Below are 20,119 nucleotides of genomic sequence, written 5' to 3' on the forward strand. Positions count from 1 at the left end.
ATTTATGGTGTGCATTGCCTTAATTATTTTGCTAACCATAAAATATTTCCTTTAAACTCAATGCTTTTAACATATTGATATGTATCTATAAAAAAAGCTGATGACTCAGATGAATCATCAGCTTTATTGTATCTTGTTTTATTACCGATTAAATAGGGCGAGCAACGATATTTCGGGTTTCAAGCTTAACGTCTTCAATGCGTACCGGAATGATATCATTGAGTTTATAAGCTGCTTCTCCTTTAACAATCACTGTGCCCGTTTCTTGGCTGCACTGAATTTCATCGCGTACTGAGTGTAAGAATGGCGCAGGAATAAAGGCAACTGCACCATTTTCAACTAAGCGAACGCGAATACCACCACGGGTGATATCGATAATTTCTGCATTAAATGGCGTGTCAGTACCAGCAAAAGGTTTTAAGAAACGCGCGTATAACCAATCACCTACATCACGTTCAGCCATGCGGTTTGCACGACGACGTTCAGCAATACGGATACAAGCTTCTTCTTGCGGTTTTTCTGCGGCACCTTTACTAATTATTGCCTTGAGTAAACGGTGATTTAAAATATCACTGTATTTACGAATAGGCGATGTCCAAGTGGCATAAGCGTCAAGGCCTAAACCAAAGTGAGGACCGGGCTCTGTTTTGATTTCTGCAAAGTTTTGGTAACGACGAATGCGGCTATCAAGAAACTGATTTGGTTGATTATCGAGTTCGCGACGCAACTGACAAAAACCATTTAAGGTTAATAAACTTTCTGATGTGGTTTCTACACCATTGTCTTTTAATGTTTGAACAACTTGGTCAATATAGAGTGGATCAAACCCAGTATGAACATTATAAACACCAAAGCCGAGTTCTTTTTCTAACACTTTAGCCGCGCAGATATTCGCAGTGATCATCGCTTCTTCCACAATGCGATTCGCAATACGGCGTTTATCCGCTACGATATCTAATACATTACCGCCTTCATCAAGAATAAAACGGTAATCTGGACGCTCTTTAAAGACTAACGCATGTGTTTCACGCCATTGGTGACGTTTTTCACACATCTCTTTTAATAGCATCACTTGCTGATGAACAACTTCATTTTCTGGCTGCCAATCAGTGGCTTCGCCTTCTAACCAGTTAGATATATTGTCATAAACCAGTTTCGATTTAGACTCTACCCAAGCTGAATAAAAATTAATATCCTCAAGCAATGCGCCATCTTGCGCAATAGACACTTGGCAAACTAGTGCAGGGCGTTTTTCATTTGGACGTAATGAACAGATGTTATCGGATAACTCACGTGGCAACATCGGTATATTAAAGCCTGGCAAATAGTTAGTTAAAGCGCGTTGTGCTGCGATTTTGTCTAATTCACTATTTGGTAGAATATAAGCGGTAGGATCAGCAATCGCGATAAACAGTGTCAGCTGGCCATTGTCTTCTTTGCGGATATAAAGCGCATCATCCATATCTTCGGTTGATGCACTATCAATAGTAACAAAAGAGAGGGCCGTTAAATCTTCACGAGGTTGAACATCGTGTAGGGTTAATGCTTCTTCGCCCATTTCTGGCGCATCACGCTCTAATTGATGACGCATTAATGTTACCCACCAAGGGGCAAAATGGTCATCTTTATCTGTAATAAAGTGGGTTAATTCAGCTTGAAAATTTTTGCCGCCCTTAAGTGGGTGACGGCGCATTTCAGCCACAGCCCAGTCTTGATCAGCAAAAGTATGATCTAAACCTTGAATTGGACGGCTAGGAATAGCGTCTTTTAATAAAGGATGGTCTGGGATGATCCACAGACGGTTATCACCTTCTTTTTTCTGAACGCGTCCGACAAAACGTGTTAAAAAAGGTTCTACAAGTTCTTCTGGCTCGACAGATTCTTTATTATTATTGGTATGAACGGCAGCAAGAACACGGTCGCCGTGCATAACCTTTTTCATTTGAGGAGGTGGGATAAAATAGCTTTTCTGACCATCAACTTCAAGGAAGCCAAAGCCTTTATCTGTTCCCTTTACAAGGCCTTCCACGCGCGGTGTTTGGGCATGGAGTTGCTGTTTTAGCTGTGCAAGCAGCGGATTGTCTTGAAACATATTTTTCCGGAAAGTCGGCAGTTTTAATAATAAAAGTGGGCAATAGTTTTATTCGATTGTGCGTAGTGACGCAAGTAGTATGCATCAGAAAAACAGTAAAATATTACTCTGGATCCGTTTTTTCTTTAAATTCGCAGAGATCTTCAATAATACAAGAGCCACACCGTGGTTTTCGTGCAATGCAGGTATAACGACCATGAAGGATAAACCAATGATGGCAATCTACTTTAAATTCTTCAGGAACAACTTTTAGTAGTTTTTGCTCAACTTCATTAACGTTTTTACCGGGCGCAAAGCCTGTGCGGTTACAGACTCGAAAAATGTGAGTATCAACGGCAATGGTTGGCCAACCAAATGCGGTATTAAGAACCACATTAGCCGTTTTTCTTCCTACTCCTGGTAATGCTTCTAATGCATCTCTGTCTTCTGGCACTTCACTATGGTGTTTATCTACCAAAATCTGACAGGTTTTAATCACATTTTCTGCTTTGGTATTAAATAAGCCGATGGTTTTAATGTATTTTTTTACCTCGTCAACACCTAAATTCAGGATGGCTTGAGGTGTATTAGCAACAGGATAGAGCTTTGCCGTTGCCTTATTTACGCTCACATCTGTCGCTTGTGCTGATAATAACACGGCGATTAACAACTCAAACGGAGAGTCAAATTTTAGCTCTGTCGTAGGGTGTGGATTGTCATTACGCAACCGAGTTAGAATTTCAATACGTTTTACTTGATTCATTGTGCTCACAAATTAATTTTTAACGATATGGCTGCCACAACCTTGTTCTTTTTGGTAGATTTTAGTTGCAGCTGATGAACGTTTTTTCTGTTTTTCATCAATCAGGTATTTGGCGGCTAACATAAAGCCCAAACCAATAAATGCACCTGGTGGTAAAATAGCAAGTAAGAAAGGCGAGTCTAAATGAATTATCTCAATTCTTAACACTTGTGCCCATTCACCTAAGAGTAAATCCGCTCCATCGAAAAGTGTGCCGTTACCTAAAATTTCACGTAATGCACCTAATACAAACAGTGCAGCTGTTGCGCCTAATCCCATCGCTAAACCATCAATTGCGGAAGGAAATACTTCATTTTTAGCAGCAAAGGCTTCAGCTCGGCCAATAACAATACAGTTAGTAACAATTAGAGGAATAAAGATCCCTAAAGATTGATATAAACCATAAGCATAAGCATTGATAAGCAATTGTACGGCGCTAACAACAGACGCAATGATCATAACATAAATTGGGATACGAATTTCAGAAGGAACCCAACGACGTAAACTAGAAACAGCCACATTGGTACATACCAATACCAATGTTGTGGCTAAACCGAGTCCTAAAGCATTTGTCGCAGTAGATGAAACCGCCAGTAAAGGGCAAAGACCAAGCAATTGCACTAATGCAGAGTTATTTTTCCATAACCCTTGTGAAAATAGCTCTTTAATTGAATTCATTCTATTGTTCCTCACAAACGGGCAGTGTTGCTATTTGTTCAGGTAATGATTGCATTAACCATGCTGTACGTTTTGATGCATTAACTACAGCACGAGGGGTGATCGTTGCACCTGTAAATTGATCAAAATCTCCACCATCTTTTTTAACGGCCCAGCGAGGATCGCTTTCACCAGAAATGAATCTATTACTCAGCGAGTTGATCCAATCGGAAATACGAGTCTCTATTTTATCGCCTAACCCTGGAGTTTCATTATGGGTTGTTACGCGAACACCAAGTACTTTACCTTGAAAATCAGCGCCAACTAATAACTCGATAGCACCGGAATAACCATCAGGTGCGGTTGATTCTAGGGCTGCAGCTACAGGTTTGCCATCTAAACGTGCCACATAAAGTTTATGAGGTTTATCATTGCCTAATGCTTTATTGGTTAAAATATAGCAATCGTTAGAAAGATTATTATTATAAATAGATTGAGGGATAACCTGATCGAGCAATTTCTGTTTTTCTAAGGCGGCTTGTTCGGCAATAGTATCCGCGGTTAAATGATAAACAACAGCGGTTAGTCCGGTTGTACAAGCCGCAAAGATAGCTAATGTTAACCCATGACGTTTTAGTATATCGATCATCATTTTCTCCTTGGCATTAATGCCCGTAAACACGGGGGCGGGTATAGCTATCAATTAAAGGTACTGCGATGTTGGCCAATAGCACTGAGAATGCCACCGCGTCAGGATATCCACCATAAACACGAATAACCCAAATTAATAAGCCAATGATAGCACCATAAATTAAACGACCTTTTGGTGTGGTTGATGCGCTAACTGGATCTGTAGCAATAAAAAATGCGCCAAGCATCGTTGCGCCAGAGAAAAGCTGTAATAGTGGTTGAGAATAACGAGTAGGGTCAATTCCCCAACTAATAACAGAACACAGCGCTAATATTGCTAACATTGCTACTGGAATATGCCAACTAATAATACGTTTATAAAGTAGGATAATTCCTCCTACTAAATAGGCGATGTTAACCCACTGCCAACCAATACCTGCGAATTCACCCTGTAAAATAGGCGTTGCTAATACTTCATCAATAGAATGTGTTAATAAGCCAGTTTTAAAACTGTCGAGAGGAGTTGCTTGTGTAATGCCATCTACTGAACGTCTTAAATCTTCTAGTGTTAAACCTGATGATGTATGGCCACTAAAAAAGAGACTTAAGCTATCCATCATATTATAAGAGACAGCTTGTAGTTCTATTGGGGGCATCCATAAAGTCATTTGTACAGGGAATGAAATAAGCAATACAACATAACCTACCATTGCAGGATTAAACGGATTTTGCCCTAATCCGCCATAGATGTGCTTAGCAATAACGATGGCGAAGAAAGTTCCTAATACGATGATCCACCAAGGTGCTAATGGAGGAATACTAATTGCTAATAGCACGCCAGTAAGTAAGGCCGAGTTATCTTTAAGATAAGTGCGAGGATCTTCTTTTTTTAGCCATACACAAAGGCTCTCTGCTACTAGTGCCACAATGATTGCTAACACAATTTGGTAGATTGTGCCTAAACCAAAGAAATAGATTTGGCTAAAGATACCTGGTAACGCAGCGAGGGCAACCCACAGCATCACTTGGCTGGTGGATTGCTGATTATGCGTAAAAGGTGAGCTCGCAATTTTTAGCTTACTACTGTTATTTTGTATTGGTCTGAATTTCATTTGTTATTAATCCGAGGTGACTTCTTCTTTAGCACTGAGTTGTTGAGCTTTTTTTGCTTTGACTCTCGCAATGGCGGCGGCAACGGCCGCTTTACGCGGATCGATTTCAGCATCAGGGCTTTGTGCAGGTGATCCACTATTTTTTAGTTCAACTTCAGCTTGCTGTGCAGCTTTTTTAGCTTTAACACGGGCAAGTGCAGCAGCGACAGCGGCTTTACGCGGGTCGATTTCTTCCGTCGCAGGGTTATCGCTTGCTGCTGTCGTTTCTTCTACGGTTGTCGCAGTTTCAGCTTGCTGTGCGGCTTTTTTAGCTTTAACACGGGCAAGTGCAGCGGCGACAGCAGCTTTGCGCGGGTCGATTTCTTCCGTCGCAGGGTTATCGCTTGCTGCTGTCGTTTCTTCTACGGTTGTCGCAGTTTCAGCTTGCTGTGCGGCTTTTTTAGCTTTAACACGGGCTAATGCAGCCGCGACAGCAGCTTTACGCGGGTCGATTTCTTCCACTGCATCGTTAACGCTTGCTGCTGTCGTTTCTTCTACGGTTGTTGCAGTTTCAGCTTGCTGTGCGGCTTTTTTAGCTTTAACACGGGCAAGTGCAGCGGCGACAGCAGCTTTGCGCGGGTCGATTTCTTCCGCTGCGACATTGTTATCTGCCGATGATGAAAGTATTTCTTGTTCAGCTACTTTAGCTGCTTGTCGAGCCCTTGCTTCTTCTTTACGTTTTTTACGTGCTGCAATAGCGGCTGCGTTATCAGGTAATTCGCCAGCCTTCACCGCGATAATTTTACCAATGCTCTGTTTTTCTTTTACACGAGACAGCGCTGATTGAATTTCGCTCTGTTCTTTATCATCAAGTTTAACTGCTGCACGTTGATGGCGAGCTTCACGTTCAAGTTTTTCTCGCTCCATCCGCACTTTTTTCGCTTCAAAACGTTGTTTAGCTTCGCTAGCTCGTTTTGCTTCAGCCGCAATTTCACGAATTTCAGCTTTTTCTTGGCGATAATATTGCACTAACGGAATATTACTTGGGCAGACATAAGCACAAGCACCACATTCAATACAATCAAATAGATTGTGTTGTTCTGCTTTTTCATGCTCTTTACCTTGACTAAACCAGTAAAGCTGTTGTGGTAATAAGCCACTAGGGCAAGCATCAACACAATGACCACAACGAATACAGGCTTCCTCAAGATTATCTGTATCCATCTCATCAACTGAAGGAATTAATAAACAGTTGGTGATTTTTACTACTGGAGCATTTAAGTCTGGTAGGGTGAAACCCATTAAAGGCCCCCCCATAATGACCATTTGTTCTGAACCCGCTACAAAGCCAGCTTGTTTTAAAACATTATGAATAGGTGTACCTAATCGTACCCAAAAATTACCCGGTGTTTTGGTTCCGTTACCGGTTATGGTAACAACGCGTTCAATTAATGGTTCATCATCAATTATGGCGCGTTTTATTGCGACAACCGTACCCACGTTTTGCATTAACACACCAATATCTGATGAACGTCCACCAGAAGGTACTTCTTTACCGGTTAATATTTTGGTGAGCTGTTTAGCGCCACCCGATGGGTATTTGGTTGGAATAATTCGAATAAAGATACGCTTTTCATCAGGTACTGCGTTTAATGCTTGTTTTAAGGCCTCAATAGCTTCAGGTTTGTTATCTTCAATACCAATTAACACTTCGTCAGGTGAAAGTAAGTGAATTAATACCTGACAACCCGTAATCACCTCATCGGCATGTTCTTGCATTAAACGATCATCTGCGGTGATATAAGGTTCACATTCAGCCGCATTAACAATTAAGGTTTTAACTAAATCACCAGCTCCCTTGAGTTTTGATGCCGTAGGAAAACCTGCACCACCTAATCCTGCAATACCTGCGTCATGAATGCGATTTAATAATGCTTCTCTACTTTGTGAGTGGTAATTAGCTATTGGTAATTTTTCACGCCACTCATCTTTACCATCAGATTTTATTCTTACCGCAATTTCAGGTAAGCCAGAAGGGTGTGTACTAGGAAAGGGTTCAATAGCCGTAATAGTGCCAGAAATAGAAGCATGGACAGGTAAGGTTCTACCAACACCTTTAGTCAAAGGTTGGCCTTTTAATACGTGATCACCAATATTAACGCAAACTTGTCCCGGAACACCTAAATGCTGATGAATAGGAATAATCACTTCATCAGGAAGCTGTGCTACGCGCATAGGTGTGCGGCTTGATTGCAATTTCATTTCAGGAGGATGAATACCGCCTTTAAAATCCCAGATTTTATCTTTTTTAAATAGTGAAAAGAGATTAAACATGAGCATTATCCTCCGTCTTTAACGACGGTTCATCTTCGGGTGTTTCTTCTGGTTCTACAGGAATATTTTTAACCGGAATAGTGTTTAAATCCCATTTCCAGTTTGATGTTGTGACTTTTACTGGAACTAACGTTATGCAGTCGGTAGGACATGGCGGTATGCATAAATCACATCCTGTACATAAATCTTCAATCACCGTGTGCATGGCGCGTGTGGCTCCAACAATGGCATCGACAGGGCAAGCCTGAATACACTTAGTGCATCCTATGCAATTGTCTTCATCAATCAGCGCAACTTTTCTAATTGGATTTAATGCTTCTTCATCGCCATCAAGTGGCTGAGGATCGACGCCCATGAGTTCGGCTATTTTTAACATCACTTGCTCGCCGCCCGGCGCACAACGATTAATCATTTCACCATTGTTAGCTACTGCATCAGCATAAGGGCGACACCCCGGGTGTCCACATTGCCCACATTGGCTTTGTGGTAAAATGGCATCGATACGTTCAACAATAGGATCTTCTTCCACTTTAAAACGACGAGCGGAATATCCCAAAATAAGACCAAAGATAAGGCCTAGTGCACCAAGTATACCAATTGCTATCCATAAAGAGTTCATTACAGTTTCACCAAACCACTAAAACCCATAAAGGCGAGAGACATTAAACCAGCAGTAATTAAACCAATAGATGATCCCTTAAACGGTGCAGGAATATTGGCAACAGCAAGTCTTTCTCGAATAGCAGCAAATAATACCATGACTAATGAGAAACCCACCGCTGCACCAAAACCATAAACTGCCGATTGCATAAAGGTGTGCGCTTGATTGATATTGAGTAAGGCAACCCCTAATACAGCGCAGTTTGTCGTAATTAAAGGTAAGAAAATCCCCAATAGGCGATATAACGTTGGGCTGGTTTTTCTAACAACCATTTCAGTGAACTGTACAACAACAGCAATCACTAGAATAAAACTGAGTGTGCGTAAATAGAGTAAGTCTAACGGGACTAAAATAAAGTTATCCATTAGCCAGGAGCTAATCGAGGCCAATGTCATAACAAAGGTTGTTGCAAATCCCATTCCTATGGCGGTTTCTAATTTTTTTGATACACCCATAAATGGGCATAAACCAAGGAATTTGACCAGTACAAAGTTGTTTACCAATACGGTGCCAACGAATAGAAGCAAGTAATCAGTCATTGCTATGCCAAAATTGTTAAAAATGGAGAAAAAGCCTCATAAAATAAAGAGGCTAAACGGGCGAGTATAATATCAAGCTGAAATGTATGAAGTTATCGATCTTGTGTGAAAGTCTCACGAACACGCTTGGAGTACTTAATGTAAGGAACAAAACAGACCGTCGATGCCACAGACCATAAAAGCGATTTTACGGCAAGTTGATCATCAACAGGCGCAAAACCAAAACTTTTAATTGCGAGCAGCAGATTTATCATCAACCAGATAATAAATAAGCGAGGGAAATTCTTTGCGCGATAAAAAAATTGCCTAATTAAATAAAGGGTAAAGGCAAACATCACCCAAGTCGTTAAAGCAGAAAGATACCAGCTAGACATTAAGTGGATAGGAAGCTGGTGGAGAATCGAAAAGTCTGAAAAATATTTCATCACATACAGTACAGACATCAACCCTGAGCCTATAATCGATAAGAGCATATAAGCCAAGGGCGCAAGTAACCATCCAGTGATAGGCGCTCTTGATGACGGACTATAATCAGAATTTAACTTAGGTTTTAATTTCATTAATTAAATATCTCTATTTGGGTACAAGCAACTAAACGCGATATTATCACAAACTTTGTTATTATTTATTTAGCTGTAAAAGGTAAAGTGATTTTTAGTTAACAGAAGAAGCAATACAAAATAAAAAATAGGATGGGGTAATGGCAGATAAACTTAATGTTGGGATCATCGGTTATGGCTATGCAAGTAAAACCTTTCATGCGCCATTAATAACAACCACAGAAGGTTTGCATCTTAGTGCAATTTCAAGTTCTGATGAAAATAAAGTTAAACAAGATTTTCCTGATATGACGGTATATGCCAATTCGCAGGCATTACTTGATGATCCTTCGTTAGACCTGATTGTTATTCCAACACCTAATGATACGCACTATTCACTTGCTTCTCAGGCATTAGCAAAAGGTAAGCATGTTGTTGTCGATAAACCTTTTACATTAACGCTTGGAGAAGCTGAAAAGCTAACTCAACAAGCCACCGAAGCAAGAAAGCTTTTATCTGTTTTTCATAATCGTCGTTGGGATTCAGGATTTTTAACGGTTAAAAAACTTTTAGCGGATAAAGTATTAGGGGATGTTACTGCTTACGAAGCTCATTTTGATCGCTTTCGACCCACTGTTCGTCAACGTTGGCGAGAAGATGCCGGTATTGGTGGCGGGCTTTGGTATGACTTAGCCCCTCATCTTTTAGATCAAGCTATTTGTTTATTTGGTGAACCTAAAGCGATTACCGCAGATATTGCTCAATTACGTCCTAATGCTAAAAATGCAGACTACTTTCATGCACTATTAGACTATGACAATCTGAAAGTTGTTCTTCATGCCTCCATGCTTGTTGCTGCTCAAACGCCTATTTTTGCCGTTCATGGTACAAAAGGGAGTTATGTGAAATATGGCCTTGATACCCAAGAAGATGCGCTAAAAACCGGCCACCTACCTACAGAAATGTATAATTGGGGAATGGATCCTAATGATGGTGAACTCACTACATTGGGTGAGTCAGGTGAATTAGCGACAACGACAATTCCTACACTTGCTGGTCATTATTCTGCTTATTACGATCAAATTTATCGTGCTATTACATTAGGTGAAGAAAATCCGGTTACGCCAGCACAAGCAACAGCAATTATGCGCCTGATTGAAGCGGGTGAAATTTCTAATCGTTTAAAACAAACTATTACGCTATAAGTAAAAAGGAGCGCAAAATCTAATGTCTTGGTGGCAAAAACTAAAACTTGATCCTTTTCTAATGATAATGATTTGTGTGGTAACACTGGCAACGCTATTACCAGCACAAGGCGATATCAAAGTGATTTTTCAATATCTCACCACAGGGGCGATAGCGCTGCTGTTTTTCTTGCATGGTGCCAAGCTTTCTCGAGAAGCAATATTGGCGGGGTTAGGTCATTGGCGATTACATCTTACTGTCTTTACGAGTACTTTTATTCTGTTTCCGATCTTGGGATTAGGATTACAAGTCATTGTACCTGAATGGATGTCACCAACTGTTTATATGGGTTTTTTATATCTTTGTGCACTGCCTGCAACGGTTCAATCTGCGATAGCTTTTACTTCTGTTGCTGGTGGTAATGTTGCAGCCGCAATTTGTAGTGCATCAGCTTCAAGTATTCTAGGTGTGTTTCTATCACCCATTCTGGTGGGTTTTTTAATGCAGACTCAAGGTTCTGCTGAAGACTTTGATACTGCGGGTGCAATTCAATCTATTTTACTGCAATTAATGGTACCGTTTATTATCGGGCATTTGTCTCGCCCTTTAATTGGACGTTGGGTCGATAAACATAAAAAATTAGTAAATCGAACAGATCGTTCCTCTATTTTACTCGTGGTTTATGTGGCATTTAGTGAGGCGGTTGTTGAAGGTATTTGGCATAAAATAGACGGTTGGTCGCTATTAACTATTACGGTTGTGAGCTGTGTACTATTGGCGATAGTTATTGTGATTAATATTTATAGTGCGCGATTGCTTGGTTTTAATAAAGCCGATGAAATAACGATTGTTTTCTGCGGCTCTAAAAAAAGTCTTGCCAATGGTGTGCCGATGGCGAATGTATTATTTCCTGCGGCAACAGTGGGTATTATGTTATTACCATTAATGTTATTCCATCAAATTCAATTAATGGTTTGTGCGGTATTAGCCCAGCGTTATGCGAATCAAGGCAAAAAAATAGAAAATAAATAGGTTTATGCTGGTGGCTGTATAATAAACAATATATTTGTTATTAGACACATTCATTATTGAGCATCGATTTAAAAATAAGTCGGTGCTTTTTTATATGATAAATAAGTGATTACTTTATTTATCTTGTATATTCGATAAAGGCTTCTATTGTGATTTAAACGGAATAGCTAAACCAAATACAAAAAAAATTAAAAAAACAAAAAACATATTCAAGTAATCTTCTTTATTGTTTTTTACAATAGTATCTAAATGACTTGTAGAGAGTTCTCGTTGTTCATTAATCGCATGTTTTCCTTGCTGAAGTTCATTTAGCATAGTTTGAGCTATTGAAAAATTTTCTTGATTAACCAGTAATTTTACACCACCCATTGCTTGGGCATACATTTGATTATTCCAAATAATGTTTTCATCTAACAGAATGGCATCTATTCCTTCTGATTGAAGAAATCCGACTTCAATTGCGGCTTCTAACGGTGATAAATATTGTGATAATAATTGATATTGACCGCGAGTAGGATGAATGTTCCACATATCAATTCCCTAACTAAAAAAGATATTAAGATTTTATTTTAGCTTAAGAACGATAAAATTTTCCATTTATTATTAAATAGAAATAAAAAACCACCGGTTAGACAAGTGGTTTGAATTTATTTAGCGAGTATTTTTAATTTAAAATATTAACGCAAACTTGCTTTTTTAATTAACGCTTCACGTTCAGCTTGGCTAATAAACGCCATTTTTAATCCGTTAATTTGCGTTTGACGAATTTGCGCTGGTGTTAAACCAGCTGCTGGTGCTGCAACGTTATATTCGTGTTTTAATTCAATACCTTCAACGGCGGGATCATCTGTGTTCAATGACGCCAAAATGCCATGAGCTAAAAAGGTTTTTAATGGATGTTCTGCCAGTGAACTAATCGTACTGGTTTGAATATTTGAGGTTAAGCAAGATTCAATTCCAATTTGGTGCTCGGCTAAATAATCCATTAAACGAGGATCCTCAATTGCTTTAACCCCATGGCCAATACGTGTTGCACCTAGCTCTTTAATTGCATGCCAAATACTTTCAGCACCCGCGGCTTCACCGGCATGAACAGTAATATTCCAACCAGTATCACGGGCACGATTAAAATGAGGTAAAAATAAGTGTCCTGGAAAGCCTAGTTCATCGCCCGCTAAATCAAGCGCTGTAATTTTATCTTGATGTTGTAGTAATCCGCTAAGTTCTTGTTGGCAAGCACCTTCACCAAAAGTACGGCTTAAAATACCAATTAAACGAACATCCACATTGTGAGTTTGTAAGGCACTTTGAACACCGTCAATTATTGCCTCTACTACACCTTCAACAGGTAATTGATGTTTCATTGCCATATAATAAGGCGAGAAACGTAATTCTGCGTAGTCGATTCCCGCATTAACAACATCAACCACATTTTCATAAGCTACACGCTGACAGGCATCTAAATCAGCTAATACAGCCACACCCCAATCAAGTTTCTGTAAAAAACTGACTAGGCTTGGCTCATTTTTAGTAATTTGCACATGAGGGCGCAACGCTTCTAATTCATAAGCAGGCAGCGCAATATTATGTTGTTGCGCTAAATCTAAAATAGTTTGTGGACGAATATTTCCATCTAAATGACGGTGTAAATCGGTTAAAGGCAACTGTGTGTCAATCACGCGTTATTTTCCTTTTTAATAATAATAATGAAAATCTATCGTTTTAAGTGATTTTCTTTTAATTGAGGTAATAATAAATAGTTGCTCATTATTATGAGCTATTTTTATATTATTCACCATCAATACAATTAATATTGTCTATTTTTAATACTAAATTTAATTATTTTTATTAATATTTATCAAATAGATATCATTAAATTTATTTTTTGGTTTATTTATTGGCTGCATTTTTCAATATAACTGACGTTTATTATCAATCTAATTGAAACATCAGAATATTTACTAATAAATAAATTTATCATTTTTTTTGATGTAAGCTATCAGTTTGTTTGATAGAAGGGAAGTTGGAAATAATATAGCTGTTTATTAATATATAAATAATATTTTTTATTTTTGATGAGTTATTTATTTTAAACAGGGTTCTAAATAAGATAATTATTTATAGTTAAATATAAAAAAGAAAAACTCTTTTATTAATTGTGGATTAAATTTAATGAAAAATAATTAATAATATCCGCGCATTAAATTTTTTAAATTATTTTAATTATTTATAAAGAATAACTATCTATAGTTAATTAAACAAAATAAAGGATTATTATGAATAATACTTCAGATAATGAAATTGAAAAAAATGATGATATAACAAGTAAATCTACGGCTAAATTGCCAGAAACATCAATTATTCCTCCTACATCAACAAATACAACGTATGGCTCCCAAGTTGTGACGGGGAATGGTTCTATTGCGTTAGATTTAGTGGTTGTGATTGATACTAGTGGCTCAATGTCTGATGAATCAACAGATTTAAGTAATCAAATTGATGCGGCTATTCAAAAGGCATTAGGACTTTGTCCATCAAGCCTTCGAGTTACATTCCTTGGTATTGAAGGTACTTGGGATGGTACTAAATTTGATCAGTCGGTAAGTGATTATTTAATTGCACAAGGTATTGATGCCAGTGAACTACAGGCGAGAAAGCCATTTAAAGAAGCTGATGGGCGCGATCACGCGGGTAATAAAGAAGATTTATGTCGCGCGGTTATTGATGTCAGTAAATTCTTTGATTGGCGTGATGGTGCTCGTCGCGCTATTTTTGTTTTAGGTGATGAAGGAATGGAAGGCGGTGGGGGCGTTTTAACTAAAGCAGCGATCACTAAAAATAATGAAGCGATTTTAGTAGCAAGAACGGAAGGTATTAAGGTGCATACCTATCAAGGTACGCCGGATGATAGTCCTACAAATATTGACCGTTTTCCATCTATGGCAGCAAAAGACAATATAACCAAAGAATACGTTCGGTTAGCGACACAGACTGGAGGGCGTTCTTATATTTACACCACCGGGATTGCCAATTTTGTATTAGTTTTACAAGAGATTTTCTGTGATAGCTTGCTGCCACCTGTTCTACCTGATCCTGACACAGAGCATCCAAATTGTAGTTATGTTTGTGAACAACTCCCTGCAATTATATCGACAGTAAATAAACTTGCTGAAATTATTAATAAAACAATAGATTCTTGTTGTAATGATGATGCAGGGCACAAAAAAGACTGTAGTGGGTGTTGATGTAATTAAGTCGTTGGTGTGAATATTAAAACACCCCATCATATTATTTTCTGATGGGGTGTTTTTTTAGTTCAAACTAACTGATAAGAAATAAAATTATTGAGCTTGTGCAGGTTGCTCAGGAATAACAATTTCTTCTTCTTCAAGAATGGCTGGATCTTCAGTCATTTCTTCAGATTCTGCTTCTGGGTATTCTGAATAATCTGATTCATCATAATCACCATAAGAAGAACCCGCACCAATTAGCATACCAATCAGACCTAACATCTGAGGCGCTTGAGTCACTTCCATAAACTCATTGAAGCTATAAGATTTACCATTCATGGTAAATTTATCAGCTGCATAATCGAGGCTTAGATTTAATGCGTTACCATCTTTAGAAAGCAACATCAGAGGTAATGCATTTTTTTCATCTTGAGACATCTGATTGATGTTTTGTTGTAACTCAGTTTTGATTTTCTCAATATCCGCAGTCGTTTCTTTCTGAATTTCTGCTTTATCAGCATCAGTCAGTGCCGTTTCTTGATAACGAGCCGCATCCAGATACTGAGTTGTGTTACGGAACTCAGTTAACATTGGCATTGATAAATCAACGTTTAATTTGATGTTTTTAAACAGTTTATTAAACAGTTCAGCTGGGTCTTTTACGCTATCTAAATCTTTGATGCTAAAGGCATTAAGATCAATGGCAAAATTAAGCTTAGTTGTGCCTTTAGTATTAGTTAAAGAAGCATCGTCAATACGGAAAACTAAACCTTTTTCTAATACATCACGAACAGCTTGTTCAATCATATCTGAACTGTCGTAGTTGTATTTATTCCAAGGTAACAATGAGTTGTTATAAGCTTTAGTTAATAACAACATGGCATCTGTATTTGCTTTATCAATAGAGTAAGCAAGTTTACCTGCACCAAATTCTAAGCCACCGATAGTGAGTGATTTAAAATCATAAGATTGAGAGGCATAGAACAGTTTATCTTTGATATCACTTTTTGTCGTGATAGACATATCTTTTAGCGAGAAATTAGACGCTTTATCATCACTAACATGTGAGATTTCAGCAAGTTTTAGTGATTGCTCGTTAAACAGATATTGGTCATTGTTAACTTTAGTTCCTGAAATCGTACCATTGATATTTTTAATGGTAAAAACTTCAGTATCACGGTTGGTTATAATCATTTCATCGCTTTTGATCGAGGTTGCAATTTTAGTTGCATCTTTATCAGAAGAGAACGCGATAGTAATTGGCGTCGTTTTAACTTTGTCTTTATCTTCAGCAAAATCGATAGCACTGATTGTTACTTCACCTGATGCAGAACCATCAAAACCTAAAGAGGTATGGGAGCCAACAATAGATTTATCTTTAGTCAGTTTAAATAGCTCTTTGGTAGTTTCGTTATTAACCAGAGTACTATCTACTGCTGCTAATTTTGGTGCTAAGTTAAATTTTGCCAGATCAGAAAGAGGGAATGGGCCATGAGCGATATCAGTCGCCATCAGGATTTCTTCAGGTTTGTTGTCTGATGCTTGGTCTGAATCTGGATCTGAAATTTTTGTAATAACAACAGCTAAGTTCGCATTAGAAGAAAAAACCCCTTTTTTGTAATCACGAACTTCTAATTTAACATCAATGCCTAGTTGGTTTTCTTTAGCTAGTTGAGCCAACTGAACATTTGCGCGTTCTGTTTCTTGTTGTAAGCGGCTCTCAATTTTGCTGCCCATGTACCAAGATGCACCGGTCCAAACAACACCAAGTGCAACAATGACACCAACAGCGACAAGCGATTTCTTCATAATTCTAGTCCATCCTCAATGTACATCTGGCGATGTACGTTATAAAAGCTGTTTTGTAACCCTTAAACAACCCGATAAATTGGTGATAAATATTACTAAATTTGGATATAGATAATCTGCATATATACATCGCCATCTATATTAACTGTAAATATAGATTTAGTGGAATAAAATCGCAATCAGAACTTACTTAGTTACTTGCTAACGTAATGAGTTTAAAGCGAAATGATTATGGACATTAATCAATATAAGATATTAGTTAAATACACTTGATTTTATCAGTTTCAGATTTAAACGATATTTAATTGTGATGGGTTGCTATTTCTTCAGTTTAATATAAACATATAATTAGTGTGGGTATAAATAAGATAGCGAAAAGAGTAAAACGTGAAAGATGAAATAAGTACGCTAATCGTATTTCATCAAAAAAATCAACAGATTTCATTCTGTTATAAATTTCATAAGCTCGCTTTAGCTCTCATATTTATTATTCTATATATGGCATGATAACTGTATCCGAGTTATTTACTATAAAGTGATTCGGGATTAATCAATTATTCTGTGTACTTAAGGAGATTGAAATGGCAGCCACTCGCATTGAAAAAGACTCAATGGGGCAAATCGAAGTACCAGCTGACCAGTTATGGGGAGCACAAACGCAGCGTTCTCTCGAACACTTCCGTATTTCAGTAGAAAAAATGCCTGTTGCACTTATCCACGCGCTTGCTTTAACTAAAAAGGCGGCGGCGGGTGTTAATATGGATTTAGGCTTATTACCAAAAGAACGTGCTGATGCAATTATTGTCGCCGCAGATGAAGTTCTTGCTGGTAAGCATCCAACTGAATTCCCCTTAGCAATCTGGCAGACCGGTTCTGGCACTCAATCAAACATGAATATGAATGAAGTGTTAGCTAACCGTGGTAGTGAGATACTTGGTGGTATCCGTGGCATGGAACGCAAAATCCATCCGAATGATGATGTTAATAAAAGTCAGAGTTCGAATGATGTGTTCCCAACAGCCATGCATGTCGCTGCTGTTATTGCATTACGTCAGGATTTGCTGCCTGAACTAAAATCACTGCTGAAAGTATTCAAAGAGAAAGCAGAAGCTTTCCACGATATTGTTAAAATTGGCCGTACTCACCTGCAAGATGCGACGCCATTAACTTTAGGTCAGGAGATTTCTGGCTGGGCTATGATGCTAGAAAATAGCATTAAACATATTGATAATTCTGTTCCTCATGTCTGTGAACTGGCGCTTGGCGGCACAGCAGTAGGTACAGGATTAAATACACATCCTGAGTATGCTGTTCGTGTTGCTAAACGTATCGCAGAATTATCAGGTCAGCCATTTGTGACTGCACCTAATAAATTTGAAGCATTAGCAACGTGTGATGCATTAGTTCATGCTCATGGTGCATTAAAAGGCTTAGCCTCTTCGCTAATGAAGATTGCTAATGATGTACGTTGGTTAGCATCTGGCCCTCGTTGTGGTATTGGTGAAATCGCTATTCCAGAAAACGAACCAGGTAGTTCAATTATGCCAGGTAAAGTTAACCCGACTCAGTGTGAAGCATTAACTATGCTTTGTGCCCAAGTCATGGGGAATGATGTTGCAATCAATATTGGTGGTGCATCAGGTAACTTTGAACTGAACGTTTATCGCCCAATGATTATTGATAACTTCTTACAATCAGTTCGTTTACTTGCTGATGGTATGCGTAGTTTTAATGAACACTGTGCTATTGGTATTGAACCAAACCGCGAACGTATCAATAAATTACTGCATGAATCATTAATGTTAGTCACTGCGCTAAATACGCATATTGGTTACGATAAAGCCGCCGAAATTGCGAAAAAAGCGCATAAAGAAGGCTTAACGCTGAAAGAAGCTGCATTGAAACTGAACTACCTAACTGCTGAAGAGTTTGATAGCTGGGTACGTCCAGAAGATATGGTTGGTAGCATGAAATAATAAGAGCGCAAAGCCTCTTGTTAACTATGAATGCTCAAATGCTCAATCCCGTCAATATGGCGGGATTTTTAGATCATATTAGGATAAATAAATATGAATGAAGACATTATTTTTACGGCAACGGAAGTTAATTGTTACATTGAAGACGATGTCACTATTATTGGAATAGGGGATGACCCGGTATCTCCTGAACATTTTATAATTCTTTCAAGGTTTGATGAAGAAGATGAAGATATTGATAATTCTATTGGGTTTATGACTCATTTATCTGATATCGAAACAATTAATGCGATAAAGCAAATTACATTAAGTCGAGAAAAAGTCATTTTTTTATTAACGACTGATATTAAAATTTCAATCAATTTAGAAATTGATGATAGCCATTTTACTCATTTACACGAGTATTTATTGCTTATTATTAAAGGCAGTTCAATTAAGCTAATTGTAAAATAATAATATCAATAAGTACCAAAATAGAAAGAGCCTATTGGCTCTCTATTTTTCAAGATATAAATGCATCCTCGGAATAATAAGTTCTAAACTTTTTGCTTTAGGGCGATGACGGATTTGAATGTTATCTACATCGTAATCAGAAAGCTCACCAATAACGGGTTTAAAATCTTGCTCTTTATCGATGTAAAATACCAATAAAGGTAGAGGACAGGCATATTGAACCTGCTTTTGAATTTCTGAATACCAAACTCTAGCAATAGGTTGCACTTTTACTGGTCGTTTTATTTTTAATTTTGCAGTTTCGGGCAGCTGAGAAAGAGTAATAATCTCTTTATCAAGTCGTTCAGCCCATTGCTCGCTAGTATAAGGTGGAACAGCGCGATTGGCTTCACGACTTTTTTCTAATTGAGCGAGTATTTCATTGCGGGTTAAATTCTTAATAATATTCTTATTTGCCCAACCAAAACGAACAGTATCAGGATCAGAAAGTAGGGTGAGGGTACGATAGGCATTTAATGTAATTAATCCTTTTAATTGATTATGAACAAAATCAAATCGTTCTTCCTTAGAAATACCAGACTCTTTTGTCACAATTAAAGACAACTGCTTTTTAAGTGTATTAATACGCTTAACCACGGCATCGACCGCTTTAAATTCCCTATTACTGGTGCTAAAACAAAGAGCGCCAGGTAAACGAACTGCTCGTTTGCTGCTAATATGTGGGGCATTATCGTAAATAAATAAATTCGCAATTACTTTTAAGGCTAATTCAAGTGCTTGTTCATTATAAGAGGGAGATACTGTTATTTGCGTGATTTCATCATGTTCTTCATCTTTGCTCACATCGGGTAATTCGAAAACAGCAGAAGGTAATAAAGTAAGTGTTTTAAGATGTTGATTTAAAATATTTATCTCATTTTCCAATTGTTTAAAACAGTGATTAAATTGTGCTATCAAATCATACTTACTCATTATTCTTACCTTTATTAGTTACAACATACAATTAGTCTTAATTCTAAATATTACATTAACCACAGAGTTAAGTACATTGCTTAGTAGGGGATAAATTGCAATAAAAGCCGATTACTGTATATAAACACAGTATAAGGT

Annotated in this window: 18 protein-coding genes; 5 read left to right on the forward strand and 13 right to left on the reverse strand. The window is 38.0% G+C overall.

All coding sequences use genetic code 11. The features are described 5' to 3' along the window. Positions 1–148: 148 nt before the first annotated feature. From PH4a_RS14915 to PH4a_RS14955, 9 genes are all read right to left on the reverse strand, one after another. Positions 149–2,092, reverse strand: coding sequence for an exoribonuclease II (locus PH4a_RS14915; protein ID WP_129040811.1), 1,944 nt, complete (start codon positions 2,090–2,092; stop codon positions 149–151). Positions 2,093–2,195: 103 nt separating this feature from the next. Continuing rightward, positions 2,196–2,834, reverse strand: a complete 639-nt coding sequence (gene nth, locus PH4a_RS14920) for an endonuclease III (protein ID WP_129040813.1) — start codon at positions 2,832–2,834, stop codon at positions 2,196–2,198. Between the two features lie 12 nt (positions 2,835–2,846). Beyond that, positions 2,847–3,551: an electron transport complex subunit E gene (locus tag PH4a_RS14925; RefSeq protein ID WP_129040815.1), complete on the reverse strand. Its 705-nt coding sequence runs from the start codon at positions 3,549–3,551 to the stop codon at positions 2,847–2,849. Position 3,552: 1 nt separating this feature from the next. Beyond that, entirely contained in the window at positions 3,553–4,179 is a 627-nt protein-coding gene (rsxG, locus tag PH4a_RS14930; protein ID WP_064719846.1) for an electron transport complex subunit RsxG, read from the reverse strand. Between the two features lie 16 nt (positions 4,180–4,195). Then, entirely contained in the window at positions 4,196–5,272 is a 1,077-nt protein-coding gene (gene rsxD / locus PH4a_RS14935) for an electron transport complex subunit RsxD (RefSeq protein WP_129040817.1), read from the reverse strand. A gap of 6 nt (positions 5,273–5,278) precedes the next feature. Further along, the gene (gene rsxC / locus PH4a_RS14940; RefSeq protein WP_129040819.1) at positions 5,279–7,585 is read right to left on the reverse strand and encodes an electron transport complex subunit RsxC; all 2,307 of its coding nucleotides are present in this window, start codon (positions 7,583–7,585) and stop codon (positions 5,279–5,281) included. After that, positions 7,578–8,204, reverse strand: coding sequence for an electron transport complex subunit RsxB (gene rsxB / locus PH4a_RS14945; RefSeq protein ID WP_129040821.1), 627 nt, complete (start codon positions 8,202–8,204; stop codon positions 7,578–7,580). The genes rsxC and rsxB overlap by 8 nt, the downstream gene beginning before the upstream one ends. Continuing rightward, the gene (rsxA, locus tag PH4a_RS14950) at positions 8,204–8,785 is read right to left on the reverse strand and encodes an electron transport complex subunit RsxA (protein ID WP_064719850.1); all 582 of its coding nucleotides are present in this window, start codon (positions 8,783–8,785) and stop codon (positions 8,204–8,206) included. Before rsxA ends, rsxB begins: the two co-directional genes overlap by 1 nt. A 92-nt stretch (positions 8,786–8,877) precedes the next feature. After that, on the reverse strand, positions 8,878–9,345 hold the full coding sequence (locus PH4a_RS14955; protein WP_129040823.1) for a DUF2569 domain-containing protein: 468 nt from the start codon (positions 9,343–9,345) through the stop codon (positions 8,878–8,880). A 140-nt stretch (positions 9,346–9,485) separates the two neighbouring features. Here PH4a_RS14955 and PH4a_RS14960 point away from each other — a divergent pair, with 140 nt between their 5' ends. Continuing rightward, the gene (locus PH4a_RS14960; protein WP_129040825.1) at positions 9,486–10,529 is read left to right on the forward strand and encodes an oxidoreductase; all 1,044 of its coding nucleotides are present in this window, start codon (positions 9,486–9,488) and stop codon (positions 10,527–10,529) included. Positions 10,530–10,551: 22 nt separating this feature from the next. After that, on the forward strand, positions 10,552–11,541 hold the full coding sequence (locus PH4a_RS14965; RefSeq protein ID WP_129040827.1) for a bile acid:sodium symporter family protein: 990 nt from the start codon (positions 10,552–10,554) through the stop codon (positions 11,539–11,541). A 144-nt stretch (positions 11,542–11,685) separates the two neighbouring features. Here the strand turns inward: PH4a_RS14965 and PH4a_RS14970 are convergent, their stop codons facing one another. After that, positions 11,686–12,072 carry a hypothetical protein gene (locus tag PH4a_RS14970; protein ID WP_129040829.1) on the reverse strand — a complete coding sequence of 129 codons (387 nt, stop codon included), beginning with the start codon at positions 12,070–12,072 and terminating at the stop codon, positions 11,686–11,688. 146 nt (positions 12,073–12,218) lie between these two features. Continuing rightward, positions 12,219–13,220, reverse strand: a complete 1,002-nt coding sequence (add, locus tag PH4a_RS14975) for an adenosine deaminase (protein ID WP_129040832.1) — start codon at positions 13,218–13,220, stop codon at positions 12,219–12,221. A gap of 597 nt (positions 13,221–13,817) precedes the next feature. Here add and PH4a_RS14980 point away from each other — a divergent pair. Further along, positions 13,818–14,786, forward strand: a complete 969-nt coding sequence (locus PH4a_RS14980) for a VWA domain-containing protein (protein WP_129040834.1) — start codon at positions 13,818–13,820, stop codon at positions 14,784–14,786. A 96-nt stretch (positions 14,787–14,882) separates the two neighbouring features. Here the strand turns inward: PH4a_RS14980 and PH4a_RS14985 are convergent, their stop codons facing one another. Next, positions 14,883–16,580 (reverse strand): YdgA family protein, encoded by a 1,698-nt coding sequence (locus PH4a_RS14985; protein WP_064719857.1) that lies wholly within the window; start codon positions 16,578–16,580, stop codon positions 14,883–14,885. A 581-nt stretch (positions 16,581–17,161) separates the two neighbouring features. Here PH4a_RS14985 and fumC point away from each other — a divergent pair. Next, a complete protein-coding gene (gene fumC / locus PH4a_RS14990; protein ID WP_129040836.1) occupies positions 17,162–18,556 on the forward strand; it encodes a class II fumarate hydratase in 1,395 nt (464 codons plus the stop codon). Positions 18,557–18,649: 93 nt separating this feature from the next. Beyond that, positions 18,650–19,009 (forward strand): hypothetical protein, encoded by a 360-nt coding sequence (locus tag PH4a_RS14995; protein WP_129040838.1) that lies wholly within the window; start codon positions 18,650–18,652, stop codon positions 19,007–19,009. Positions 19,010–19,051: 42 nt separating this feature from the next. On the opposite strand, the gene tus is transcribed toward PH4a_RS14995, so the two are convergent. Next, on the reverse strand, positions 19,052–19,981 hold the full coding sequence (tus, locus tag PH4a_RS15000; protein WP_129040840.1) for a DNA replication terminus site-binding protein: 930 nt from the start codon (positions 19,979–19,981) through the stop codon (positions 19,052–19,054). Positions 19,982–20,119: the final 138 nt, after the last annotated feature.

This window comes from Proteus hauseri, from assembly GCF_004116975.1.
Classification (GTDB): domain Bacteria; phylum Pseudomonadota; class Gammaproteobacteria; order Enterobacterales; family Enterobacteriaceae; genus Proteus; species Proteus hauseri.